The following is a 20,296-nucleotide window of genomic DNA, read 5'->3' as shown; positions in this document are numbered from 1 at the left end:
GCTAAAGGACGCCGCGCGCCTTGATGTCCAGGTAGCGGTTGACGGCCGCGAGGCTCAACTCGTCCGGCTGCACGTCCATCATCTGCACGCCGCCCTGGCTCACCCGGGCCTTCAAGACCTCGCGGTCCGTGAGCAGCTCCGAGGCCACTGCCTGTTGGAAAGCCTCCTCCGGCCCCGGCGGCGGCGTGCGCAGCAGCTTCTGCAACGCGGTGTCCTTCACCGACAGGCAGAGAGGCACGTGCCGCCGCGCCAGCCGGTGCAGCGGAGCCACCATGGTGGAGGCCTGCTCTTCGTCGAGGAAGTCCGTGAAGACGCACAGCAGGCTGCGGCGCGTGAGGCGGACATTCAGCTCCTTGAAGAGGGCCAGGTAGTCCACGTACGTGAGGCTCGGCGTCGTGGAGTAGAGCGCGTCCACCATCTTCCGGTACTGCCCGCGGCCAGCCGCCGGCGGCAGGTAGGCCTTCACCCCGTCCGCGAAGACGGCAAGCCCCACCCGGTCTCCATTGCGCACCGCCACGAAGGCCAGGAAGAGGGCCGCATTGACGGCGTGGTCCAGCTTGGTGAGGCCATCCACGTGCGCCGCCATGGAGCGGCCCGCGTCCACGCAGATGAGGATGGACTGCGAGCGCTCCGACTCCAGCACGCGCGTCACCGGCCGGCCCCGTCGCGCAGTGGCCTTCCAGTCCACGTCCCGCACGCTGTCGCCCTGCGCATAGTCGCGCAGCCGGGCGAACTCGCTGCCACGCCCGTCCCGACGGAGCTTCCGCAGGCCCAGATTCACCAGGTCCAGCGCCGCGCCGGACAGCAGCAGCCGGCTGGCTCCGCGCAGGTCCGGATACACGGAGATGGAAGTCGCGGAGGGAAACGCGCGCTCGTGGAAGACGAGCCCCAGCGGCCCGCGCACCCGCACGTGCACGTCGCCGAACTCGAAGCGGCCGCGCTTCGCGGGCGTCACCCGGTACACCCAGCGCGCCTCGCTGTCCGGCGGCAGCGAGAGCGGTGCCTCCTCGGGCGTGGCGGTGAAGGACTCCGGCACGTCATCCTTCACCCACGCGTCCACCGTGCCGGAGCCCCGGTGCACCAGCCGCAACTCCACCTTGTTGGGCACGCCGACGTTGAGCCGCTGCGGCAGCACGCGGCGCACTTCCAGCCGCACCCGCCGCGCGGCGAGCAGGTCCACTCCGGCCAGCGCCAGCGCCAGCGCGTCCAGCACCAACACGGCGCCGCCGAGGCCGGGGAAGAACCCCGCGGCCATCATCGGCAGCGCCAGCAGCGCCAGCAGCCCCCAGAGGCGCGGGGTGGGAATCAACGCGGGACCTCCACCCCCTGCACCACCTCGCGCAGCACGTCCGAGGGCGTGGCCCCGTCCAGCTCCGCGTCCGGCGACAGCAGCAGGCGGTGCTTCAGCACGGGGCCGGCGAGGAAGCGCACGTCGTCCGGCGTGACGAAGCCGCGCCCTCGCAGGGCCGCCAGCGCCTTGGCCGCCAGCAACAGGTGCACGCCCGCGCGCGGGCCCGCCCCCAGGCGGATGCGGCTGGACGAACGCGTGGCCGCCACCAGCTTGCGGACGTACGCGAGCACCGGCGGCTCCACCGTCACCTCGTTGAGCGCCGCCCGCGCCGCCAGCAGGCCGTCCTTCCCCACCGCCGCGTTGACACCCGCGCGCGCCAGGTCGCCCGAGTCGAAGCCGCGGTGCACCGCGGCGAGAATCGCGTCCTCCTCCTCCGGCGCCGGATAACCCACTTCAATCTTCAGCAGGAAGCGGTCCAGCTGCGCCTCGGGCAGCGGGTACGTGCCCTCGGACTCCACCGGGTTCTGCGTGGCGAACACCGTGAAGAGGGGCGAGAGCACCAGGTTGCGGCCCTCCAGCGACACGCCGCGCTCCTGCATGGCCTCCAGCAGCGCGGACTGCGTCTTGGCGGGGGCGCGGTTGATTTCATCCGCCAGCAGCAGGTCCGTGAAGATGGGGCCCTTCACCAGCACGAAGGACTGGGTCTTCAAGTCGAAGACGCTGGTGCCCAGGATGTCCGCGGGCATCAGGTCCGGGGTGAACTGGATGCGCTTGAAGTCCGCGCCGATGCTGCGCGACAGCGCCTTGGCCATCAGCGTCTTCGCCACGCCGGGCACGCCCTCCAGCAGCACGTGGCCGCCGGCGATGAGGCCGCACAGCATCAGCTCGAGGGCCTCGTCCTGGCCGACCACGGCCTTGCGCACCTCGTGCAGCACGCCCTCGCGGATGGCGTGGGCGGCCTGCACGGCGGCGCCGTTGGAGGCGAAGGTGGGGGCGGTATCGGTGACGTTCATGTCGTTCCGGGAGTGCTGCGCCGGCCCGCGCCGGCGGTGTGGAGTCGTTGTCGCAGCACGGCCGCATTGGCCGCGAGCTGCTGGAGGTCTGAGTCGCTGCCCACCGTGTCCGCCTCGGCGGCCACGGCCTGGAGGCCCCGGGCCAAATCCTCGCGGCCCCGGTCGCGCAGCCCCTGCGCCACCGAGGCGGCGGGAGAGTGCGCGGGCAGGCCCGCATGCAGGGCCAGTTCCTGGATGAGCCCCTTCGCGATGAGTCCGGCGGCGAAGGCGTGGTGCCGGCCCTCGCGGTACAGGCGGCCCATGGCGAAGAGGGCGTCGGTGGCACCCACGCGGACGGACTCGGGCGGCGGGTGCGGACGGCCGAAGCGGCGCAGCGACACGGACCACAGCGCCACGCCGAGCAGCAACTGCGCCACCGCGAAGTGCAGGCCGTAGCGCCGCGCGAAGTCCACCACCGAGCGCTCGTTGGTGAAGCCGTGGTGGAACTCGTCGAACTCGTAGGGGCCGGGGCCCAGGCCCGCCAGCGCGCTCAGCCAGAACTGCGCGTTGTCCGCGCGTGCCAGCGCCCGGTTCATCGCCAATTCAGGCGCGCCCACCACCAGCACCCGGCCCTGGCCGTGCGGCACCACCGCCGCCACCACCTGACCCAGCCGGTCATCCTCCAGCACCGGCACGGAGTTGGGCGGCAGCGTCAGGAAGGCCTGCACCTTCGCCTCCACGCGCTCCACGCCCAGCGTGTACGGGGTGGGCAGCGGCGGCACCAGCGTGCGCATGGGCAGCGTCGTGTCCGCCTTGGTGAGCTTCACCGACAGCGCGTCCAGCAGCGGGTTCTCCCGCGAGCCCCAGGGCACGTACACCAGCGTGCCACCCGCCCTCACGTGCTCCAGCAATTTCTCGTACTCGGTGTCGTCCAGCGCGGCGGCACGGAAGGCGTTGAAGCCGGTGCGGGGGACGTCCTCGTCCGCCAGGCCGGCGTCGGGCTCGGCGGCGAGCTGCGTCTGGTCCGGGTCCTCCTCGTATGCGCCCTGCACCTCCACCGCCAGCAGCACGGGCGTCAGCTGCCCGGTGACGATGCGCAGGTCCGACATGCGGCGGACCACGGGCAGGCCGCTCTCCTGGGCGAGCAGGAAGAGGGCGCGCGCGCCGTCCTCCTGGGCGCGGAAGGTGGACAGCGTGTCGGCGAACTCGCCGCGCTGGGCGCTCTTCACGAGGAATGCGCCGAGCACGACGGTGAGCACGAGGCCACCCACCACCATCAGCGGGAAGCGGTCACGCACCAGCGGCCTCCGTCGGCGCGGGCGCGGCCAGCAGCGGCTGGGTGAGGGTGCGGAACTCGCGGTAGCCCTCCGCGCCCACCGGCACGTTGCCGTACCAGGCGAAGTCGAAGCGGCGCGTCAGCTCGCGGAAGGGCGGCTTCCATTCCGCGCGGCCCCGGAACTGGCGCAGGTAGTCCCAGTTGCTCAGCGTCACGTCGTAGAGGATGGCCCCGTCGCGGTGCAGCCGGGACAGCAGCGCCAGGTAGAGGCTGCGCACCGCCTCACGGTACTCGCCCCGGGCGGCCAGCTCGTCGGCGAGGTGTGCCCAGCCCTCGGGCGGACGGGACAGCGCATGCGCCGGGTCACCCGCCAGCGCCGCGGCGTCCACCGTGGACACCTCCAGACCGTCCGCGTCCGCGCGCTTCCTCCCCTTGTTCAGGAACATGATGAGCAGCCCGCCCAGCACCGCCACCGCCAGCGTCACCAGCACCACGACGAGCACGTTGGCCACCATGGAACCGCTGACCATCTGCGGGGCCTGCCTCGGCGGCGGCGCTGGCTCCCGCTCGAAGAGCTTCTTGAGGAACTCGCCCAGCCAGTCGATGAACCGCCGCCACCAGCCCGGCGGCTCCGGGGGCACGGTGTCGTCCTCGGCGGCGTCCTTCTCCGCCTTCGGCGGCGCCACCGCGAACTCCGGCCGCGCGAGGATGTCCTTCGCCCGCGCCGAGGCCGCCCGCGCATCCGCGCGCGTCTGGGCCTCGAGCGTCCCGGACGCCTGTGCGAGCCCCTGCTCCAGCGAGGCCATGGCGGTGTCGCAGTCCTCCTCGTCCCAGGCCTGGCGCTCCACGGTGCGCACCAGCCGCTCCAGCTTGCCCTTCTCGGAAGGCCCCAGCGCGCCCAGTGACTCGAAGCGCGCGTCCTCCGAGGGGCCGCTGGCCTCGCAGGACTCCGCCACCGCGCCCAGCCGCGTCACCGCGTCCCGCGCGGAGGTGACGGGGCGCTCGGGGGCCTTTTCCGCCCACGCCGGGCTTCCCGACAGCAACAGCCCCGCGCCGAGCACCACCGCCAGCACCGCCGCGCTGCGGGGGCCCAGGGCCCGGCCGGTGTTCCTCGCGGGGAGCTGCTGCACGGCGGCCAGCAAATCCAGCCCCTCCTGTCGCACGCGCCCGTCTACCAGCAGCAGCGTGGCCGCGGCGGCGCGCACCGGCTCGAAGAGGGCGAACGTCGCGGCCGCGAGGAGCAGCAGCCACGGCGGCGTGTCCAGCGAGGCGAAGCGCTCGGCGAACGTCAGGTCGATGCCCACCAGCTTGCGGCCGAGGAACAGCGCGAAGTTGGCGGCGATGTGCAGGTTGAAGAAGACCAGCAGCTGCACGCTCATCAGGACGCGCACCAGCATGGCGGTGCCGCGCGCCGGACCCAGCAGCCGCGAGCACAGGCCGTACAGCTTCAGCGGGCTGCCCTTGCCCTGCATCATCGTCGCGTAGCCCACGCTCTGCGCGGCCAGCACGAAGAAGCCGATGCCCAGCGTCAGCGTCATCACCACCGTGTTGAAGACGAAGAGGTACGCCACCGCGATGAAGAGGCCGGGCGCGCGGCCCAGCGCGGCGCGCATCGACGCCCACGCGGAGGGCTCGGCCTTCGTGCCCAGCAGCACCTCCTGCGTGTAGTGGCAGGCCGCGCCCTGGCACAGCCCGCGGAGGAACCACGCCAGGGTGAGCGCCAGCGAGGGCAGGGCGAGCGGCCGGCCCATGCGCACCGCCTCGGCCAGGTACAGCACCGCGGCGACGACGGCCGCGCCGCCGGGCAGGGTGAGGGCCCAGACGCCCGTGTTGCGCGCGCACAGCCGCAGCGCCGCGTCCATCAAGGCCACCGCGCCCCGGGGGCGCAGCTCGAGGGCGGAGACGGCCATGCGCTAGCTCGCCGCCGCCTGGGCCACCAGCAGGATGGCGCCCCAGACGAGCGCCACCCCCACCAGTCCCAGCACCACGTTGCCTGGCGTCCACTCGCGCCGCTCGCCCGGGCCTTCCAGCGCCTTGAGGCGCCGCTCCAGGCAGCTCGCGCAGCGGTTGATGCCCTCGAACTGCGTGGTGCACTCCCGGCAGATGACGCGCCGGCACTCCACGCAGACGCCGAGGCCGGCGCGCTCCGGGTGGTAGTGACAGCGGCCCGAGCCCTGAATCATGCCGCCACCTTACGCAAACCCGGGCCCGCCACACCACCCCCTGAGAGGACGACTAGAGCTCGTCGAGGAACTCGTCGTTGTACGTGTAGCGCGACAGCCGCTTGACGAGCGCCTCCATCGCCTCTACCGGCTTCACCGAGTGGAGCATCTGCCGCAGCTTCTTCACCTTCTCGTACTCGCGCAGGGTGAAGAGCTTCTCCTCCTTGCGCGTGCCGGACTGGGCGATGTTGACGGCCGGGAAGACGCGCTTCTCCGCGAGCAGGCGGTCCAGGGTGACTTCCGAGTTACCGGTGCCCTTGAACTCCTCGAAGATGACCTCGTCCATGCGGCTGCCGGTGTCGATGAGCGCCGTGCCGATGATGGTCAGCGAGCCGGCCTCCTCCGTCGCGCGCGCGGCGCCGAAGATGCGCTTGGGGCGCTCCAGCGCGCGGCTGTCCACGCCGCCGGACATGGTGCGGCCGGAGTTGTCGATCTCCTTGTTGAAGGCGCGCGCCAGACGGGTAATCGAGTCGAGGAGAATCACCACGTCCTTGCCGGTCTCCACCAGCCGGCGGGCGCGCTCCAGGGCCAGCTCCGCCACCTTGAGGTGGTCCACCGTGGGCCGGTCCGAGCTGGAGGCCAGCACCTCGGCCTTGATGCCCCGGCGCATGTCCGTCACTTCCTCGGGGCGCTCGTCGATGAGCACCACCATGACGTGACACTCGGGGTGGTTGGCGAGCACCGCCTGGGCGATGCGCTGGAGCATGATGGTCTTGCCCGTCTTCGGCGGGGCGACGATGAGCGCGCGCTGACCCTTGCCGATGGGGGCAATCAGGTCCAGCACCCGCGTCACCAGCTCCTTGTGGCCGTTCTCCAGCTTGAGCCGCTCGGTGGGGTCCACCGACGTCAGGTCCGCGAAGTGTGGCAGCCGCGGGACGCCTTCCAGCGGCAGCCCGTCCACCGTGTCCACCTTCTGGATGACGCCCTTGTTGCCGCGCATCTGCGCGAAGGCCGTGAGGTACTGGCCATTGCGCAGCTTCAGCTTCTGCACCAGGTTCTTCGGCAGCTCCGGGTCATCCGGCGCCGCCAGCAGGTTGCGCTTGAGCTGCCGCAGGAAGGCGTTGGGGCCCTTGGCCTCCGTGTCCAGCACGCCCTCCACCGGCGCCAGGTTGGGCTGCTGCGCGACCTCACGCGGGTGCCCGCCGCCGTGCTGCTGCCGCTGCGGGTGGTGGTGCTGCTGCTGGGGCTGGGGGCCGCCCTGGCCGGGGCCCTGCGGCTGTTGCTGCTGTGCCTGGCGCTGGCGGTACTGCTCCAGCTCCTGCGGCGTCAGGAAGACCTGGACCTGCTGCCCGTCCGCGCCGGGCTGCATCCGGTAGGCCTGACCGTCTGGGGTGAAGAGGACCTGCGCGCCACGACGGCGGCGGCGACGGCGGCGGCGGCGGCCGCCTGCCTGGCCGGGCTGCCCGGGGGCGCCTCCCTGGGACGGGCCACCCGCGCTCGCGGCGTCGCCGTCGTCGGGACCCTCGTCGTCCCCCTCGTCGCCGCCGTCGTCATCCGCTTCGGGCGGAGGTGCCGGGCGGGCGGCCACGGGCATCGGGGAGGCATCACGGGGGTCGCTGTTATCGGGGTTTTCGCTCATGGGGTTTCCAGACGGCGCGCGTCCCATGCAGGCCATCCCGGAGGAGGCGGAGACGCAGGGTGACTCAGGCTGTGGGACAGGGAGCCGGACGCGGGGCCTTGAGACGAGCAGGCCGAACCGCCGGTCCCTGAAGCACCCTGGCGGCCCGAGGCCGTCCGGGGTGCATGGGTAACACTAACAGAGGCCGGGGGCGGCGCCGCCGCTTTTTTCACTCCGCTTCACTCCGATGTTGGACGGCCGACCTCATTCCACCGTGAGGGTGAAGGGCATCATCGCCTTCATCCCTGGCTGGAGCAGCTCCAGGTTGAGCCCCGCGGAGCGCGCCAGCGTCCGGAGGGGCTCGGGAATGGCGGGAGGCGGCTCGGGCAGGAGGGCGAGCGCCGCCCGCACGCCCGGCTCCCCGCCCAGCCCGGAGAAGAAGCCCCGCGCCTCGCCCATGACGACCACGTCCAGGTCCTCGTCCGCGGGCACACCGGCCCGCTTCCGCGCGGAGTCCACCGCCTCGGGCAGGCCGCCCAGCCGGTCCACCAGCCCGCGCGCCAGCGCATCCTGGCCGCTCCAGACGCGGCCCCGCGCGAGCTCGTCCACCTTCGCCTTGTCCAGCTTCCGCCGCGCGGCCACCTCGGTGATGAAGATGTCGTACGAGGCATCCACCCACGCCTGCGCCGCCGTCTGCTCCTCCGGCGTCCACGGCTTCCACGTGTCGAACATGTCCGCGAGCGGGGCGCGGGTGACGCTCTCCTGGCTGACGCCGAGCACCCCGCCCAGCAGCCCCTGGAGGGCGGGCTTGACGTAGTAGACGCCGATGCTGCCGGTAATCGTGGGGGCGAGGGCGAGCACCTCGGTGGCGCCCATCGCCGTGTAGTAGCCGCCGGACGCGGCGAGGTCACCCATGGAGGCGATGACGGGCTTGTGCTTCGCCGCCTCCATCACCGCCTGGTACATCAGGTGCGAGGCCAGCACGTCCCCGCCTCCCGAGTCCACGCGCACGACGATGGCCACCACGGACGCGTCCACCTGCGCGCGCTCCAGCGCGCGGATGACAGTCTCCGCGCCGGCAATCTGGCTGTAGCCCAGCGGGTCCTCGCGGCTGCGGCCTCCGGAGATGGTGCCCAGCACCGGCACCACGGCGATGCGGCGCCGTTGGCCCCAGCGTCCCTCGCGCTCGTCCCTGGGCGCGTAGGTGGTGCTGAAGCGGCCGCCCGGCACCAGTTCCTTCACCTTCGCGTCCAGATCGGTGGGGAGGATGACGCCGTCGAGGAAGCCCAGTTCGTGGGCCTTCTTCGCCGTGGCGAGCCCCGTGGCCCACAGCTCCCGCAGTCGCTCGGGCGGCTGCTTGCGCGACTCCGCCACGCCCTTCTCGTACCAGGCCGCCTGCGTATCCAGGTACGCGTTCACCTGCTCGCGCCACTCCGCGCTGGGCTCGGTGTTGGCGAGCTGTTCCGTGGCCGACTTGTACCTGCCCACGCGCGCCACGTCCCAGTGCACGCCCACCTTCTGGAACGTCCCGCCGATGGTGTTGAGGTGCGCCACCAGGCCGTTGATGGGCAGCATCGCCTCCGGCACCGCGTAGACGCGGTCCGCCGCGGAGGCCACGAAGTAGCCCTCGTCGTCCGCCGACAACAGCACCGCCATCACCCGCTTGCCCGACGCGCGCAGCCGCAGCACCGCCTGACGCAATTCCTCCGCCTTGCCCCAGTTGACGCCGGGCAGGCCCTCCATCTTCAGCACCACGCCGGTCAGCCGCTCGTCCTTCGCCGCCAGGTCCAACCACCGCGACAGTTGCAGGTACGGGTCCGTGGCACGCGCCCCCATCAGCGCGAGCAGCGGGTTGGTGCCGCCGGCCAGCATGTCGTTGACGTCCACCATCGCCACCACGCCGCCGTGCGGACGCAGCGAGCGGTAGCTCTCGCTGGACAGGCGCAGCGCCACCACGTGGTCCGTCCCGTCCTCCGTGCCGCCCGCCGCATACGTGAGGCCGATGCCGGACGTGTCCACCGTGGCCGCCACCTGGAGCGCCAGCGGCACGCCGCTGACGAAGCCGTGCGACACGCCCGCGCCCAGCCGCAGGCCCGGAATCACCTCCGCGTTGAGCGTGTACGTGGCCTTCCCGCTCCGGAAGGCCCCTTCGGAGAAGAGCCAGTCCACGCCCAGCGTGTAGCGCTCGTCCAGCGGACGCACCCCCAGGCCCAGGTTGTACTGGCGCTTCAGCTCGTAGCGGCCCTCCTCGGGGGCGTTGATGTCCCGCACCACCGCCGCCAGCGACAGCGCGCGCGACGGCCGCGCGGTGAGGCCCAGGTCGAAACCGGACAAATCATCGAGGTCGCCGTCGTCCGAGCTGAAGGCGTGCCACGAGCCGCCCAGTTGCAGTGTGCGCGTGCCCACGGACAGGCCCAGCGACGTCTTGCGGTAGTCCGGCTCCGCGTGGCCGCGCACCCACTCCATGGAGAGGCCCGCGCCCAGCCCCAGGAAGCGCGAGGCCAGGAAGACGCCGTCGCCCACGCCGTCCTGCACGAGGTTGCGCTCGTGCAGGTAGAAGAGCTGGCTGCCTCCGACGAAGCCGAGGCCAGCGGGGTTGAGGGAGAGGGCGGTGGCCTCGTCCACCAGCGCCGCGCCGGTGGGCGGCAGCGTCACACCCCGAGAGGGGAGGGGGGCGCTGTCGATGGCGCCCGTCTGGGCAGCCGCGAGGCCGGGGAGCAGCAGGAGGGCGAGCAGGCGCATACGCCCGGGACTCTAGGCGCCGAGCGCCCCGGGACAAGCGCCTCGCGTCACCAATCCTCGGTTCCGGACACCTCGTTCAGCGGGTCGTCGTCTTTCTTCTTCTTCTCCGCGGCCTTCGTCTTGCCGCCGCGGTCCTCGGCGCTCCAGTCCTCGGTGCCGCCGCGGTTGTCCAGCGGGTCCGAGCTTTTCGACACCTTCTCGCCGCCCGTGTTCACCAGCTGGTTCACCATGCGCTCCAGCTCGTTCTTCAGCTGGCCGAACTCGTCGCCCTGGAGCACCACGCGCCGGCCGCCAATCCGCTTGCCGCTCTGGATGTCGTAGTAGCTCAGCGACAGCTCCGAGCCGTCCTCCAGCGCCTTCAGCGTGCCCACCATGGCGCGCTCCAGGTTGAGCGACTGGCCCATGGCCGTCACGCCGGAGGCCTTCGACGCGCCGCGAATCACCTCGCCTGCCACGCGGTCCAACTGCACGTCATAGGCCTTGTACTCGGGTGTGGGCACCAGGTCCGCGCTCACCTCCACGTCGTCCGGCGTCACCTCCAGCAGCTGCCCGTGCTGGCGGAAGCCAGGGCGCTCCAGTCGCAGGAGGTGCTTGCCGATGGGCAGCGTGGACAGCGTCGCCGGCGTGTGGCCCACCAGCTCCCCGTCCAGGAACACCCGCGCGCCCGCGGGCCGCGACTTCACCGTGGCTCCGCCGCGCAGCTGCGAGGTGCGGCCGGTGGCCACCTGCACGCGCAGGGCGAGGTAGTCCCGGCCGAAGCGCTTAGGGTTCAGCTCGAAGGTGGGGTTGAGGGCAATCAGGTCCATCAGCGCCAGCTTCGCCTCCTCCACGTCGCCGCGCAGGTGCAGCAGCGCGCCGTAGAGGGCCAGCGACTCACACAGGGGCGAGCAGCCGCGCATGGCGCCCGCCGCGGACTCCAGCGCCTTGAGGGTGGCGCGGATCTTCTTCTCCGCCTCCTCGTACTCCTTCTTGTCGAAGGCGGCGACGCTCTCCGACAGGCCCTTGCGCGCCTTGTCCAGGGACGCCTTGGCCGCGGTGTCCTCCGGCATGCCGAACAGCTCCTCGGGCTTGCGCACGGTGAAGCTCGCGAAGTTGCCGAGGGCGTCGTTCATGTAGCCCTCCATCTTCACGCTCGCGGACTCGGAGGCCGGGTCCATGGGCACGACGAGGCTGGAGATGCGCTTCGCGGGAGGCGGGGCTGCCAGGGCCAGCGCGGGGAGGAGGGCGAGGACAAGGGCTTTCATGGGGTACCTCGAAACGGGCGACGCGAGCCGCCCGCCATTCATTCAATCCCTGCGCCTTCTAGAAACCGACGCCGCCGGACACGGGATTCCAGCCGCTGCCCTTGTCCTGGGTGGCCACGAACACGGCGCCCGCCGTCACCGCCGCCACGCCGCCCACCACGGCCCAGAACGCGGGCCGCTTCAGCAGCGAGTTGCCCGAGCCGCCGCTGCGCTCCGAAACGCGGGGCGCCGTGGCGCCGTTGACGAAGTCGCGCACCTGGTCCGCCGCGGCCACCGGGCCGTGCTTCCCTTCGCGCGACGCCAGCTCGATTTCCACGCCGCGCAGCCGCGCCTTGGACTTCAAGTCCCACGCCTGCAGCTCCGCCTCGGCGCGGCCCTTCTTGTCGCGGGACACCGCGGCCAGCACCACGTAGCGGGCGCCCAGCCGCTCGCCAATCGCGCGCGCCTCGGCGGGGACGATGTCCTGGTCGAAGGCCCGCTCGGTCGCGGCCTTGGCGGCGGCGTCGCGCACGGCGGCCAGGCCCGGCGCGGGCTCCAGCTTCGCCTTCAGCTCGGTGGGCGCGGAGGACTTCACCTCCGCGTACGTGGCGTAGGGCGCGTAGCCGGGAAGCTGCACAATCACGGGGTGCTGGCCGGCGGGCACCTCCACGGCCCTCATGGGCGTGACGCCCACCTTCTGGCCGCGCACCCGCACCTCGGCGCCGGCCGGCTGCGAGTCCACCGCCAGCGTGCCCGAGGGCAGCCCCCTCACGGCGGAGCGGGCCTCGTCGTAGGCCTTCTGCACTTCCTGGCTGAAGAGGGCGCTGTCCGGACGGGCGGTGGGCTCGGCCACCGCGGCGTGGGTGAAGGCCTCCTTCGCGCCCATCATGTCCCCGTTGAGCTGCCGCGAGGCGCCCAGGAAGACGTACGCCTGCGCCAGCCGCTCCGTGCTCAGCTCGGCCGGGGCCTGCGTGTAGGCCTCCGCCGCCGCCTTGAACTTGGCCTCCGCGGCCTCGGGGTCCAGGTTGTCGTAGGCGGTGCGGCCCTCCTCGAAGAGGGTGTCCGCCTTCGTCAGCGGCACGGGCGCCGGCGGCGGGAAGGCCGCTCCCAGGTCCACCAGCTCCACGCCGGTGCCCAGGTGGCGCAGCAGCTCGCCTTCCAGCTTCGCCGCCGCGTCCGCGGCCGCGGGCGTGCGCGCCACGGCGAACAGCACCACCTGGCCGGAGGCCGTCAGCAGGGCCGGCTTCTCCAGGACGGGCTTCACCACGGCGGGCGTGGGCTCCGGCGTCACCGGGGTGGCCACGGCGGGCGTCGCCGGCTTCTCCAGCGGCGTCACCGGCGTCTCGTGCTCCGCGGGCGTGGCGGGCTTCTCGTCGGGATCTCCGAAGACCATGGGCTCCGGCGACGCCACGTCACCGGTGTCCGCCGTCTCGGTCTCCTCGGCGGCTGGCACCTTCTTCTTCTTGGACGGTGCCTTCTTCTTCTTCATCACCTTGGTGACGGCCGGCTTCTTCTTGCTGGCCTTCTTCCGGGTGGTCTGGGCGTGCGCGGGGAGGACGGCCAGGAGCAACGCGAGGAGCAGGGCAAATCGGCGGAACGTGTTCACGGCGCCGGAGCCTAGCCGAGCAGGGGGGCTTCCTCACAAGTCCCGGTCCGTCCTGCCAGCCCCACCGGGTGGAGAACGACCCGCGCCAGGAGGGCGCGGGCCGCATTCCAGCCTGCCTGGACGGCTAGACGTCCAGTTCCTGGACCTCGCTGGCGCGCTCCATGATGAACTTGAAGCGGGCGCTCACGTCCTTACCCATCAGGTCGTTGATGAGGCGGTCCGTGTCGAGCGGGTTGTCGATGATGACGCGCAGGCTCATCCGGTTCTTGGGGTCGAGCGTCGTCTCCTTCAGCTCGTCCGGCGTCATCTCACCCAGGCCCTTGAAGCGCATGATGTTCGGCTTCGCGTTGCCCTTGGTCTTCTCCCGGATGATGCGATCCCTGTCGGCCTCGTCCAGCGCCCAGTACGTCTCCTTGCCAATGTCCACCCGGTACAGGGGTGGCTGGGCGATGTGGATGGTGCCGCCCTCAATCAGCGGGCGCAGGTGCCGGTAGAAGAAGGTGAGCAGCAGCGTGGCGATGTGGTGGCCGTCGCTGTCCGCGTCCATCAGCAGGAAGACGCGCCCGTAGCGCAGCTTGGTGATGTCGAAGTCCGTGCCGATGCCGCAGCCCAGCGCGGAGACGATGTCCTGCAGTTCCTTGTTCGTCGTCACCTTGTCCGTGGACGCCTGCTCCGCGTTGAGCACCTTGCCGCGCAGCGGGAGGATGGCCTGGGTGCGCCTGTCGCGGCCCTGCTTCGCGGAGCCGCCTGCGGAGTCACCCTCGACGATGAACAGCTCGCTCTGCCCCGGGTCGGTCGAGGAGCAGTCCGCCAGCTTGCCCGGCAGGTTGAGCCGGTGGCTGACGGCCGTCTTGCGGCTGATGGCCTGGGACGCGGCCCGGCTGGCCTCGCGCGCACGGGCGGCGAGGATGATGCGGGCCACCACCGCCTCGGCGATGGACTTGTTGTCGTTGAGCCACTTCTCCAGCGCCGGACGGAGCACGCCGTCCACCTGGGCCGTGACTTCGGGGTTGTTGAGGCGGCCCTTCGTCTGGCCCTGGAACTGGGGCTCCACCACGTAGGTGGAGAGGATGGCCACCATGCCCTCGCGGATGTCCTCCGCGGTGAGCGTCACGCCCTTGGGCGTCAGGTTGTGCGTCTCGATGTAGTTGCGCACCGCCTTCACGACGGCGCCGCGCAGGCCGCCTTCGTGCGTGCCGCCCAGGTTGGTGGGGATGCCGTTGACGTACGAGCGGATGTGCTCGTCCGTGGCCTCCGTCCACGCCAGCGAGGCCTCCAGCCGCACCCCGTTGTCACGCGAGTGGTAGAACGTCGCGCTGCCCGGAGGCACCATCGGCTTCTGCCGCTCCGCCACCACCTTGGTGAGGTACTCGGCGATGCCGCCGTCGTGCTTGTACGTCACATGGGTGTGCGGGTGGGCCGTCTCGTCCTTCCAGATGACGATCATGCCCTTGTGCAGGTAGCTCTTGGCCTCCAGCCGCTCGCGCACCGTCTCCGCGTCGAACTTCAGCTTCTCGCCGAAGATTTCGGGGTCCGGCTCGAAGGTGGTGGACGTGCCCGTGCCGCGGCAGGGGCCCTCCACCTTCAGCGGGGTGGTGGCCCGGCCGCGCGCGTAGTTCTGTACGTGCTTCTTGCCGTCCTTCTTGATCTCCACGACGAGCTTGCGCGAGAGCGCATTCACCACCGAGCTGCCCACGCCGTGCAGGCCGCCCGAGTGGATGTAGCTGCCCTGCTCGAACTTGCCGCCCGAGTGAAGCGTCGTGAGGATGACCTCCACGGCCGGCTTCTTGTGCTTGGGCATGATGTCCACGGGGATGCCGCGCCCGTTGTCCACCACGGTGATGCTGCGCCCGTCCTTGTGGAGCGTCACTTCCACGGTGGTCGCGAAGCCGTTGATGACCTCGTCCACCGAGTTGTCGAGGATTTCCCACAGCAGATGGTGATAGCCCGTGCTGTCGGTGCCGCCGATGTACATCGCGGGGCGCTTGCGCACGGGCTCCAGGCCCTCGAGGACCTGGATGTCGGCGCCTGTGTAGCTTTCCTTCTTCGTCGCCATGGCTTCCTCTGACTAGTCCTTCTTCTCGGGCAACTGGATGAAGGCGATGGGCCGGGCCACCTTCTCCACCGCGTCGCGCTTGGACATCTCGCGGCCCTTGCCGCCGCGGCCCGTCACCTCGTACTTCGTCGGGGACAGGTGCAGCTGGCGGCCCTTCTGCGTCTCGAACTCGAGCTTCGCGTCCTTCTGGCTCGGCGGGGTGACGAGGAAGTCCACCACGCCGTCGCCCTCGTCCACCTTGATGACGGTGACGCCCTTGCCGGGCCCCGCCAGCTCGTTCACCTCGGCCACCTTGCACACCAGCGCATTCGTCTTGCGCGTGAGCACCGCGAGCAGGTCCTTCTCGCCCACCGGCTGCACGCCGATGATTTCGTCGCCCTCGCCTGTCTTCGCGTAGCGGCGGCCGGCGCGCGTGGACACCTCCAGGTGCGGCTCCAGCAGGAAGCGCATGCCCAGGCCGTGCTTCGTCACGCCAATCAGCTTCTCGGTGCGGGGCAGCCGCGCGTCGAGCGACAGGGCGGCCACGACCCGCTCACCGTCGTCGAACTTGAAGAACTTCTGCACCGGCTCGCCGTAGCCCGAGGAGGCGGGCACGTCGTTGAAGCGGGTGACGTACGCGGTACCGAAGTTGCTGAACAGCACCAGGTTGGACTTGAGGCTGCCGGCCAGCACCGCCATGACGGCGTCGCCCTCGCGCAGGCGGGTGGCGGAGGGGTCCTTCACCTCGCGCATGCGCTTGACCCAGCCGTCGCGGGTGAGGACCACGTGGGCGTCCTCGTCCGCGATGAGGGCCTCCTCGCTGAACTCCATCTCCTCGGAGCCCGCGCCGCCGATGCGGGTGCGGCGCTTGTCGTTGTACTGCGTCTTCAGCTCCGTCAGCTCGTCCTTGACGGTGCTCCAGACCTTCTTCTTGTCCCGGAGGATGGCCTCGATGCGCTTGATCTCCGCGCGCTTCTCCTTGAGCTCCTTCTCCACGACGAGGATTTCGAGGCGGGCCAGCTTGTAGAGCTTCATCTCCAGGATGGCGTCCACCTGGAGCTCGTCCAGCTTGAAGCGGGCAATGAGCTTCTTCGCCGCGTCCTGCTTCCCGTCGGACGCGCGGATGATCTTGATCATCTCGTCGAGCGCGTCGTAGACCTTCTCGAAGCCCTCGAGGATGTGGACGCGCCGCTGCAGCTCGCCCAGCTCGTGCTGGAAGCGCTTGGTGACGACGTCGAAGCGGAAGTCGAGGAAGTACTGGAGGATGGACTTGAGGTCCAGGCGCTCCGGGGTGCAGATCTCGGGGTTGTCCTTGTTGGGGACGAGGCACGTCATGTTGACGCCGAAGTTCGTCTGCAGCGCTGTCTGCTTGTAGAGGTACGCCATCACCAGCTCGGAGTTGGCGTCCTTCTTCAGCTCCATGACGATGCGCACGTCCTTGGTGGACTCGTCGCGCACGTCGGTGATGAGCGGCATCTTCCGCTCGCGCACCAGCTCGCCAATCTTGGCGACCAGGGTGGACTTGTTGACCGTGTACGGGATGGAGGTGACGACAATCTGCTGGCCGCCGCGCTTCAGGTCCTCCAGCTTGTACTCGCCGCGGATGCGGATGCTGCCCTGGCCCGTCTCGTAGATTTCGCGCAGCTCGGGCTTGCTGTTGAGCACCTGTGCGCCCGTGGGGAAGTCCGGCCCCTTGACCCACTTCATCAGGTCCTTGGTGACGAGCTTCGGGTCTTCGATGAGCGCCACCAGCGCGTCCACCAGCTCGCCCAGGTGGTGCGGCGGGATGTTGGTGGCCATGCCCACGGCGATGCCGGTGGTGCCGTTCATCAACAGCTGCGGCACGCGGGCGGGGATGACGACGGGCTCCTGGAGCGAGCCGTCATAGGTGGGCCGGAAGGCGACCGTCTTGCGGCCCAGCTCCTTGAGCAGCTCGCTGGCCAGGGTCGCCAGGCGGCACTCGGTGTAGCGCATGGCCGCGGCGCCATCGCCGTCCATGGAGCCGAAGTTGCCGTGGCCGTCCACCAGCGGGTAGCGCAGGGAGAAGTCCTGCGCCATGCGTACGAGGGCCTCGTAGATGGAGGCGTCGCCGTGCGGGTGGTACTGGCCCATGACGCTGCCCACCACCTTGGCGGACTTCTGGTACTTCGCGTCATGGGTGAGGTGGTGGTCGTGGTACATGCCGAAGAGGATGCGGCGCTGCACCGGCTTGAGGCCGTCCCGCACGTCCGGCAGGGCGCGCGAGGTGATGACGGAGAGGGCGTAGTTGATGTACCGGCGACGCGCCTCGTCAGCCAGCGAGGCCGGGACGGAGTTCTCCCCACCGCCGCCACCGGCCGCGGAGCCACCGCCACCGCCGCCGCCACCCCCGGCCCCCTGCTTCTTTCGCGTCTTCGAATCGGCTTCTGCGAGCATGGTCATCAATCCAGGTGAGAACGCCTCGTACCCGAACGTGGCGCGCGACCCGCGCACTCCTCACTTCCGGGTCCGGAGGTATGTAACAGGGCGGCGGGACTACCATGGCCCCCTGACATTTGGAACGAATTCGGGGGGTTGCGCATGCTCCGGGTGCGCCCACCTATACGTCCGTATAGTCCTGTGCTCCAGTAGAACCCACCGCCAACCCCGCGAAATCCCGAGGTTGTGGGCCCGACTGGTTGCTGTGGGGACGGGACGGTAGGTGTGGGGAGTACCGGACTGGCCGTGGTCACCGGGAGGCGACCTGGCCGTGGTCGCCTGAAGGCGACCTATCCGTTGTCCCCGGTAGGGGAGGCGGGCGGCTTGGCCTTGCGGGGGTCCACGTTGCGGGCCCGGCCCCAGCTTCCGTCCTTGAAGATGCGGACGCCCTTGCCGCCCCCGCCGCCGATCATCCCGGGGATGGTGGCCTGGACAGGCTTGGCCCCCGGTGGCTGGTACACGACGCGCACCTTGCGGGCGGAGGGAATCGCGGGGCTGGTGGCGTCCACGAGGACGTAGACGGTCTTCTCATCCACGTGGAGCCGCTCGGTGTCCTGGCGGTGGTTGAGCTCGGCGAGCAGCTCGCCGTCGTCCGCGGAGCGCGCGTCATTGGCGAGCAGGCGGACCTTCACGCGCAGCCAGGTCTCTGGCGGGGAGCCGTCGTCATTGGCGGCCTCGCGGACGCCCTGGACGACGATGGCCACGTCGGCGCCGTTGGCGGGGCCGTCCTGCGTCAGGTGCAAGCCCGTCTGCTTGCTGGAGTCCGTGTCCAGGAGGAGGGTGGCGTTGGCGCAGCGGCTCTTGCAGCCCTCGCCCCAGGGCTCGCGGTCGAAGCGCAGGCGCATGGCGAAGTCGCTGCCCTGGGGGCCGACGGTGGCGTCGACGATGACGGGCCGCTCGCCCTCCGGTGGTGCGGTGTAGCGGAAGGTCGGCTTCTCCTTCGCGGCGAAGCTGGTGCTGGCGAGCAGGGTACAGACGAGCAGCGGCAGCGGGCGCTTCACGGGGCGGACCTCCACGGGAGCTGGGGGACGTATTCAAGTGGGAAGCGGCCCGCGGCTTCAAGTCCCGACGCTAGAGTGGGCGGGTGGAGGAGGAACGCGATGCGCAATCCGTACGTGCGGCAGCTCAAGCTCGGGCCCATGGACAACTTCGTGTACCTGGTGGGGCCGGCCCACTCGGACGAGGTGCTGGTGGTGGACCCGGCGTGGGACGTGGAGGCGATTGAACGGGTGGTGAAGGAGGAGAGGAAGCGGCTCGTCGGCGCTTTCGTCTCGCACTGTCACTTCGACCACATCAACGGGCTGCCCGATTTGCTGACGCGGCATGACGTGCCGGTGTACGCGCAGCGCGAGGAGGTCCAGTTCTCCGCCGAGCTGCGTGAACTGGGTGACGCGCTGCGTCCGGTGGGGCCTGGGGACGTGGTGAAGGTGGGGACGGAGGACTTCCAGGCGTTGCACACGCCGGGGCACACGCCGGGTTCGCACTGCCTGCTGGCGGGGGATGCGCTGGTGTCCGGGGACACGGTGTTCATCAACGGCTGCGGCCGGTGCGACATGAACGGCGGCAACCCGGAGGAGATGTACCGCTCGCTGTCCCAGGTGCTCCTGAAGGTGCCGGACACCGCGAAGCTGTGGCCGGGGCACGACTACGCGGACGTGCCGGTGACGTCCATGGCCGAGGTGCGCAAGAAGAACCCGTACTTCGCCTTCCACGACGTGGCCTCGTTCGTGGCCTTCCGGATGCGGCCGAGGAAGTAGCGCCCGGGCGGACTTCCCGGGCGCGCGGGCACGGCGACGTCAGGTGAACAGGTTCTCGATGGAGAGGTACCGCTCGCCCGTGTCGTAGTTGAACGTCAGCACGCGGCTGCCGTCCGGCACCTCCGCCAGCTTGCGCTGCACGGCCGCCAGCGACGCGCCCGAGGAGATGCCGAGGAAGATGCCCTCCTCCTTCGCGGCCCGCCGCGTGTAGTCGAAGGCCTCCTCCTCGGGAATCTGGATGACGCCGTCGAGCACCTCGGTGCGGAGGATTTTCGGGATGAAGCCCGCGCCGATGCCCTGGATGGGATGCGGGCCCGGCTGGCCGCCGCTGAGCACCGGGGACTTCACCGGCTCCACCGCGAAGACCTTCAGCTTGGGGAAGCGGTCCTTGAGCACCTCGGCCACGCCGGTGATGTGGCCGCCGGTGCCCACGCCCGTAATCAGGTAGTCGATGCCCTCGGGGAAGTCCTGGAGGATTTCGCGCGCGGTGGTGCGCTTGTGCACCTCCACGTTGGCGGCGTTCTCGAACTGCTGCGGAATCCACGCGTGGGGCGTCTGCGCCACCAGTTCCTGCGCTCGCGCAATCGCGCCCTTCATGCCCTGGGCGCGCGGGGTGAGCTCCAGCTTCGCGCCATAGGCCGCCATCAGCCGGCGCCGCTCGATGCTCATCGACTCGGGCATGACCAGGGTGAGGGGATAGCCCTTCACCGCCGCGACGACCGCCAGGCCGATGCCCGTGTTGCCGGAGGTCGGCTCGATGATGACGCTCTCCTTCGTGAGCACGCCGCGGGCCTCGGCGTCCTCAATCATCGACAGGGCGATGCGGTCCTTGATGCTGCCGCCCGGGTTGGCGCGCTCCAACTTCACCCACACCTCCACGCGCGGGGAGAAGAGGCGGTTGAGCCGGACGTGCGGGGTGTTGCCGATGGTCTGCAGGATGTTGGCTGCCTTCATGGGGTCTGCCTCCAGGTGGGAAGGGACAACGGGGACGTGAAAATGGAAGCGGCCCGACACCTCTTTGGAGGGCGGGCCGCGCGAGCGACGGGAGAGATTTCAGGAACGCTCTACGCGCTCTCCCAGTGCTCGGGGCCCGCCAGACAGCAGCAGGCACACGCCACGCGGCAGCAGCAGCACTGA

General features: G+C 70.6%; 14 protein-coding genes. 1 reads left to right on the top strand and 13 read right to left on the bottom strand.

All coding sequences use genetic code 11. From position 1 onward, the window contains the following. Position 1: 1 nt before the first annotated feature. The 12 genes from OV427_RS06405 to OV427_RS06350 form a co-directional block, all read right to left on the bottom strand. Positions 2 to 1,309: a DUF58 domain-containing protein gene (locus OV427_RS06405; RefSeq protein WP_267855219.1), complete on the bottom strand. Its 1,308-nt coding sequence runs from the start codon at positions 1,307 to 1,309 to the stop codon at positions 2 to 4. Next, complete coding sequence (locus tag OV427_RS06400; protein WP_267855218.1) at positions 1,306 to 2,304, bottom strand: AAA family ATPase; 999 nt, start codon at positions 2,302 to 2,304, stop codon at positions 1,306 to 1,308. Before OV427_RS06400 ends, OV427_RS06405 begins: the two co-directional genes overlap by 4 nt. Beyond that, positions 2,301 to 3,581 carry a DUF4350 domain-containing protein gene (locus OV427_RS06395; RefSeq protein ID WP_267855217.1) on the bottom strand — a complete coding sequence of 427 codons (1,281 nt, stop codon included), beginning with the start codon at positions 3,579 to 3,581 and terminating at the stop codon, positions 2,301 to 2,303. The genes OV427_RS06400 and OV427_RS06395 overlap by 4 nt, the downstream gene beginning before the upstream one ends. Then, positions 3,574 to 5,469 (bottom strand): DUF4129 domain-containing protein, encoded by a 1,896-nt coding sequence (locus OV427_RS06390; protein WP_267855216.1) that lies wholly within the window; start codon positions 5,467 to 5,469, stop codon positions 3,574 to 3,576. The genes OV427_RS06395 and OV427_RS06390 overlap by 8 nt, the downstream gene beginning before the upstream one ends. Before the next feature lie 3 nt (positions 5,470 to 5,472). Then, the gene (locus OV427_RS06385) at positions 5,473 to 5,742 is read right to left on the bottom strand and encodes a hypothetical protein (protein ID WP_267855215.1); all 270 of its coding nucleotides are present in this window, start codon (positions 5,740 to 5,742) and stop codon (positions 5,473 to 5,475) included. Positions 5,743 to 5,794: 52 nt separating this feature from the next. After that, on the bottom strand, positions 5,795 to 7,360 hold the full coding sequence (rho, locus tag OV427_RS06380; RefSeq protein ID WP_267855214.1) for a transcription termination factor Rho: 1,566 nt from the start codon (positions 7,358 to 7,360) through the stop codon (positions 5,795 to 5,797). Between the two features lie 243 nt (positions 7,361 to 7,603). Next, positions 7,604 to 10,081, bottom strand: a complete 2,478-nt coding sequence (sppA, locus tag OV427_RS06375) for a signal peptide peptidase SppA (RefSeq protein WP_267855213.1) — start codon at positions 10,079 to 10,081, stop codon at positions 7,604 to 7,606. Positions 10,082 to 10,128: 47 nt separating this feature from the next. Next, positions 10,129 to 11,325, bottom strand: coding sequence for a PEGA domain-containing protein (locus tag OV427_RS06370; RefSeq protein WP_267855212.1), 1,197 nt, complete (start codon positions 11,323 to 11,325; stop codon positions 10,129 to 10,131). Positions 11,326 to 11,383: 58 nt separating this feature from the next. Next, positions 11,384 to 12,910 carry a PEGA domain-containing protein gene (locus tag OV427_RS06365; RefSeq protein ID WP_267855211.1) on the bottom strand — a complete coding sequence of 509 codons (1,527 nt, stop codon included), beginning with the start codon at positions 12,908 to 12,910 and terminating at the stop codon, positions 11,384 to 11,386. A 124-nt stretch (positions 12,911 to 13,034) separates the two neighbouring features. Then, the gene (locus tag OV427_RS06360) at positions 13,035 to 14,966 is read right to left on the bottom strand and encodes a DNA gyrase/topoisomerase IV subunit B (RefSeq protein ID WP_267855210.1); all 1,932 of its coding nucleotides are present in this window, start codon (positions 14,964 to 14,966) and stop codon (positions 13,035 to 13,037) included. A 12-nt stretch (positions 14,967 to 14,978) separates the two neighbouring features. Next, positions 14,979 to 17,360 carry a DNA gyrase/topoisomerase IV subunit A gene (locus tag OV427_RS06355; protein ID WP_267855209.1) on the bottom strand — a complete coding sequence of 794 codons (2,382 nt, stop codon included), beginning with the start codon at positions 17,358 to 17,360 and terminating at the stop codon, positions 14,979 to 14,981. Between the two features lie 332 nt (positions 17,361 to 17,692). Then, positions 17,693 to 18,403, bottom strand: coding sequence for a hypothetical protein (locus OV427_RS06350; protein ID WP_267855208.1), 711 nt, complete (start codon positions 18,401 to 18,403; stop codon positions 17,693 to 17,695). 99 nt (positions 18,404 to 18,502) lie between these two features. On the opposite strand from OV427_RS06350, the gene OV427_RS06345 reads away from it, so the two are divergent. After that, complete coding sequence (locus tag OV427_RS06345) at positions 18,503 to 19,159, top strand: MBL fold metallo-hydrolase (protein ID WP_267855207.1); 657 nt, start codon at positions 18,503 to 18,505, stop codon at positions 19,157 to 19,159. A gap of 39 nt (positions 19,160 to 19,198) precedes the next feature. On the opposite strand, the gene cysK is transcribed toward OV427_RS06345, so the two are convergent. After that, positions 19,199 to 20,113 (bottom strand): cysteine synthase A, encoded by a 915-nt coding sequence (gene cysK / locus OV427_RS06340; protein WP_267855206.1) that lies wholly within the window; start codon positions 20,111 to 20,113, stop codon positions 19,199 to 19,201. Positions 20,114 to 20,296: the final 183 nt, after the last annotated feature.

The sequence above is a fragment of the Pyxidicoccus sp. MSG2 genome (genome assembly GCF_026626705.1).
GTDB lineage: Bacteria > Myxococcota > Myxococcia > Myxococcales > Myxococcaceae > Myxococcus.
Note: the sequence above shows the minus strand (reverse complement) of the source record. Positions and strands in the feature narration are given on the sequence as shown.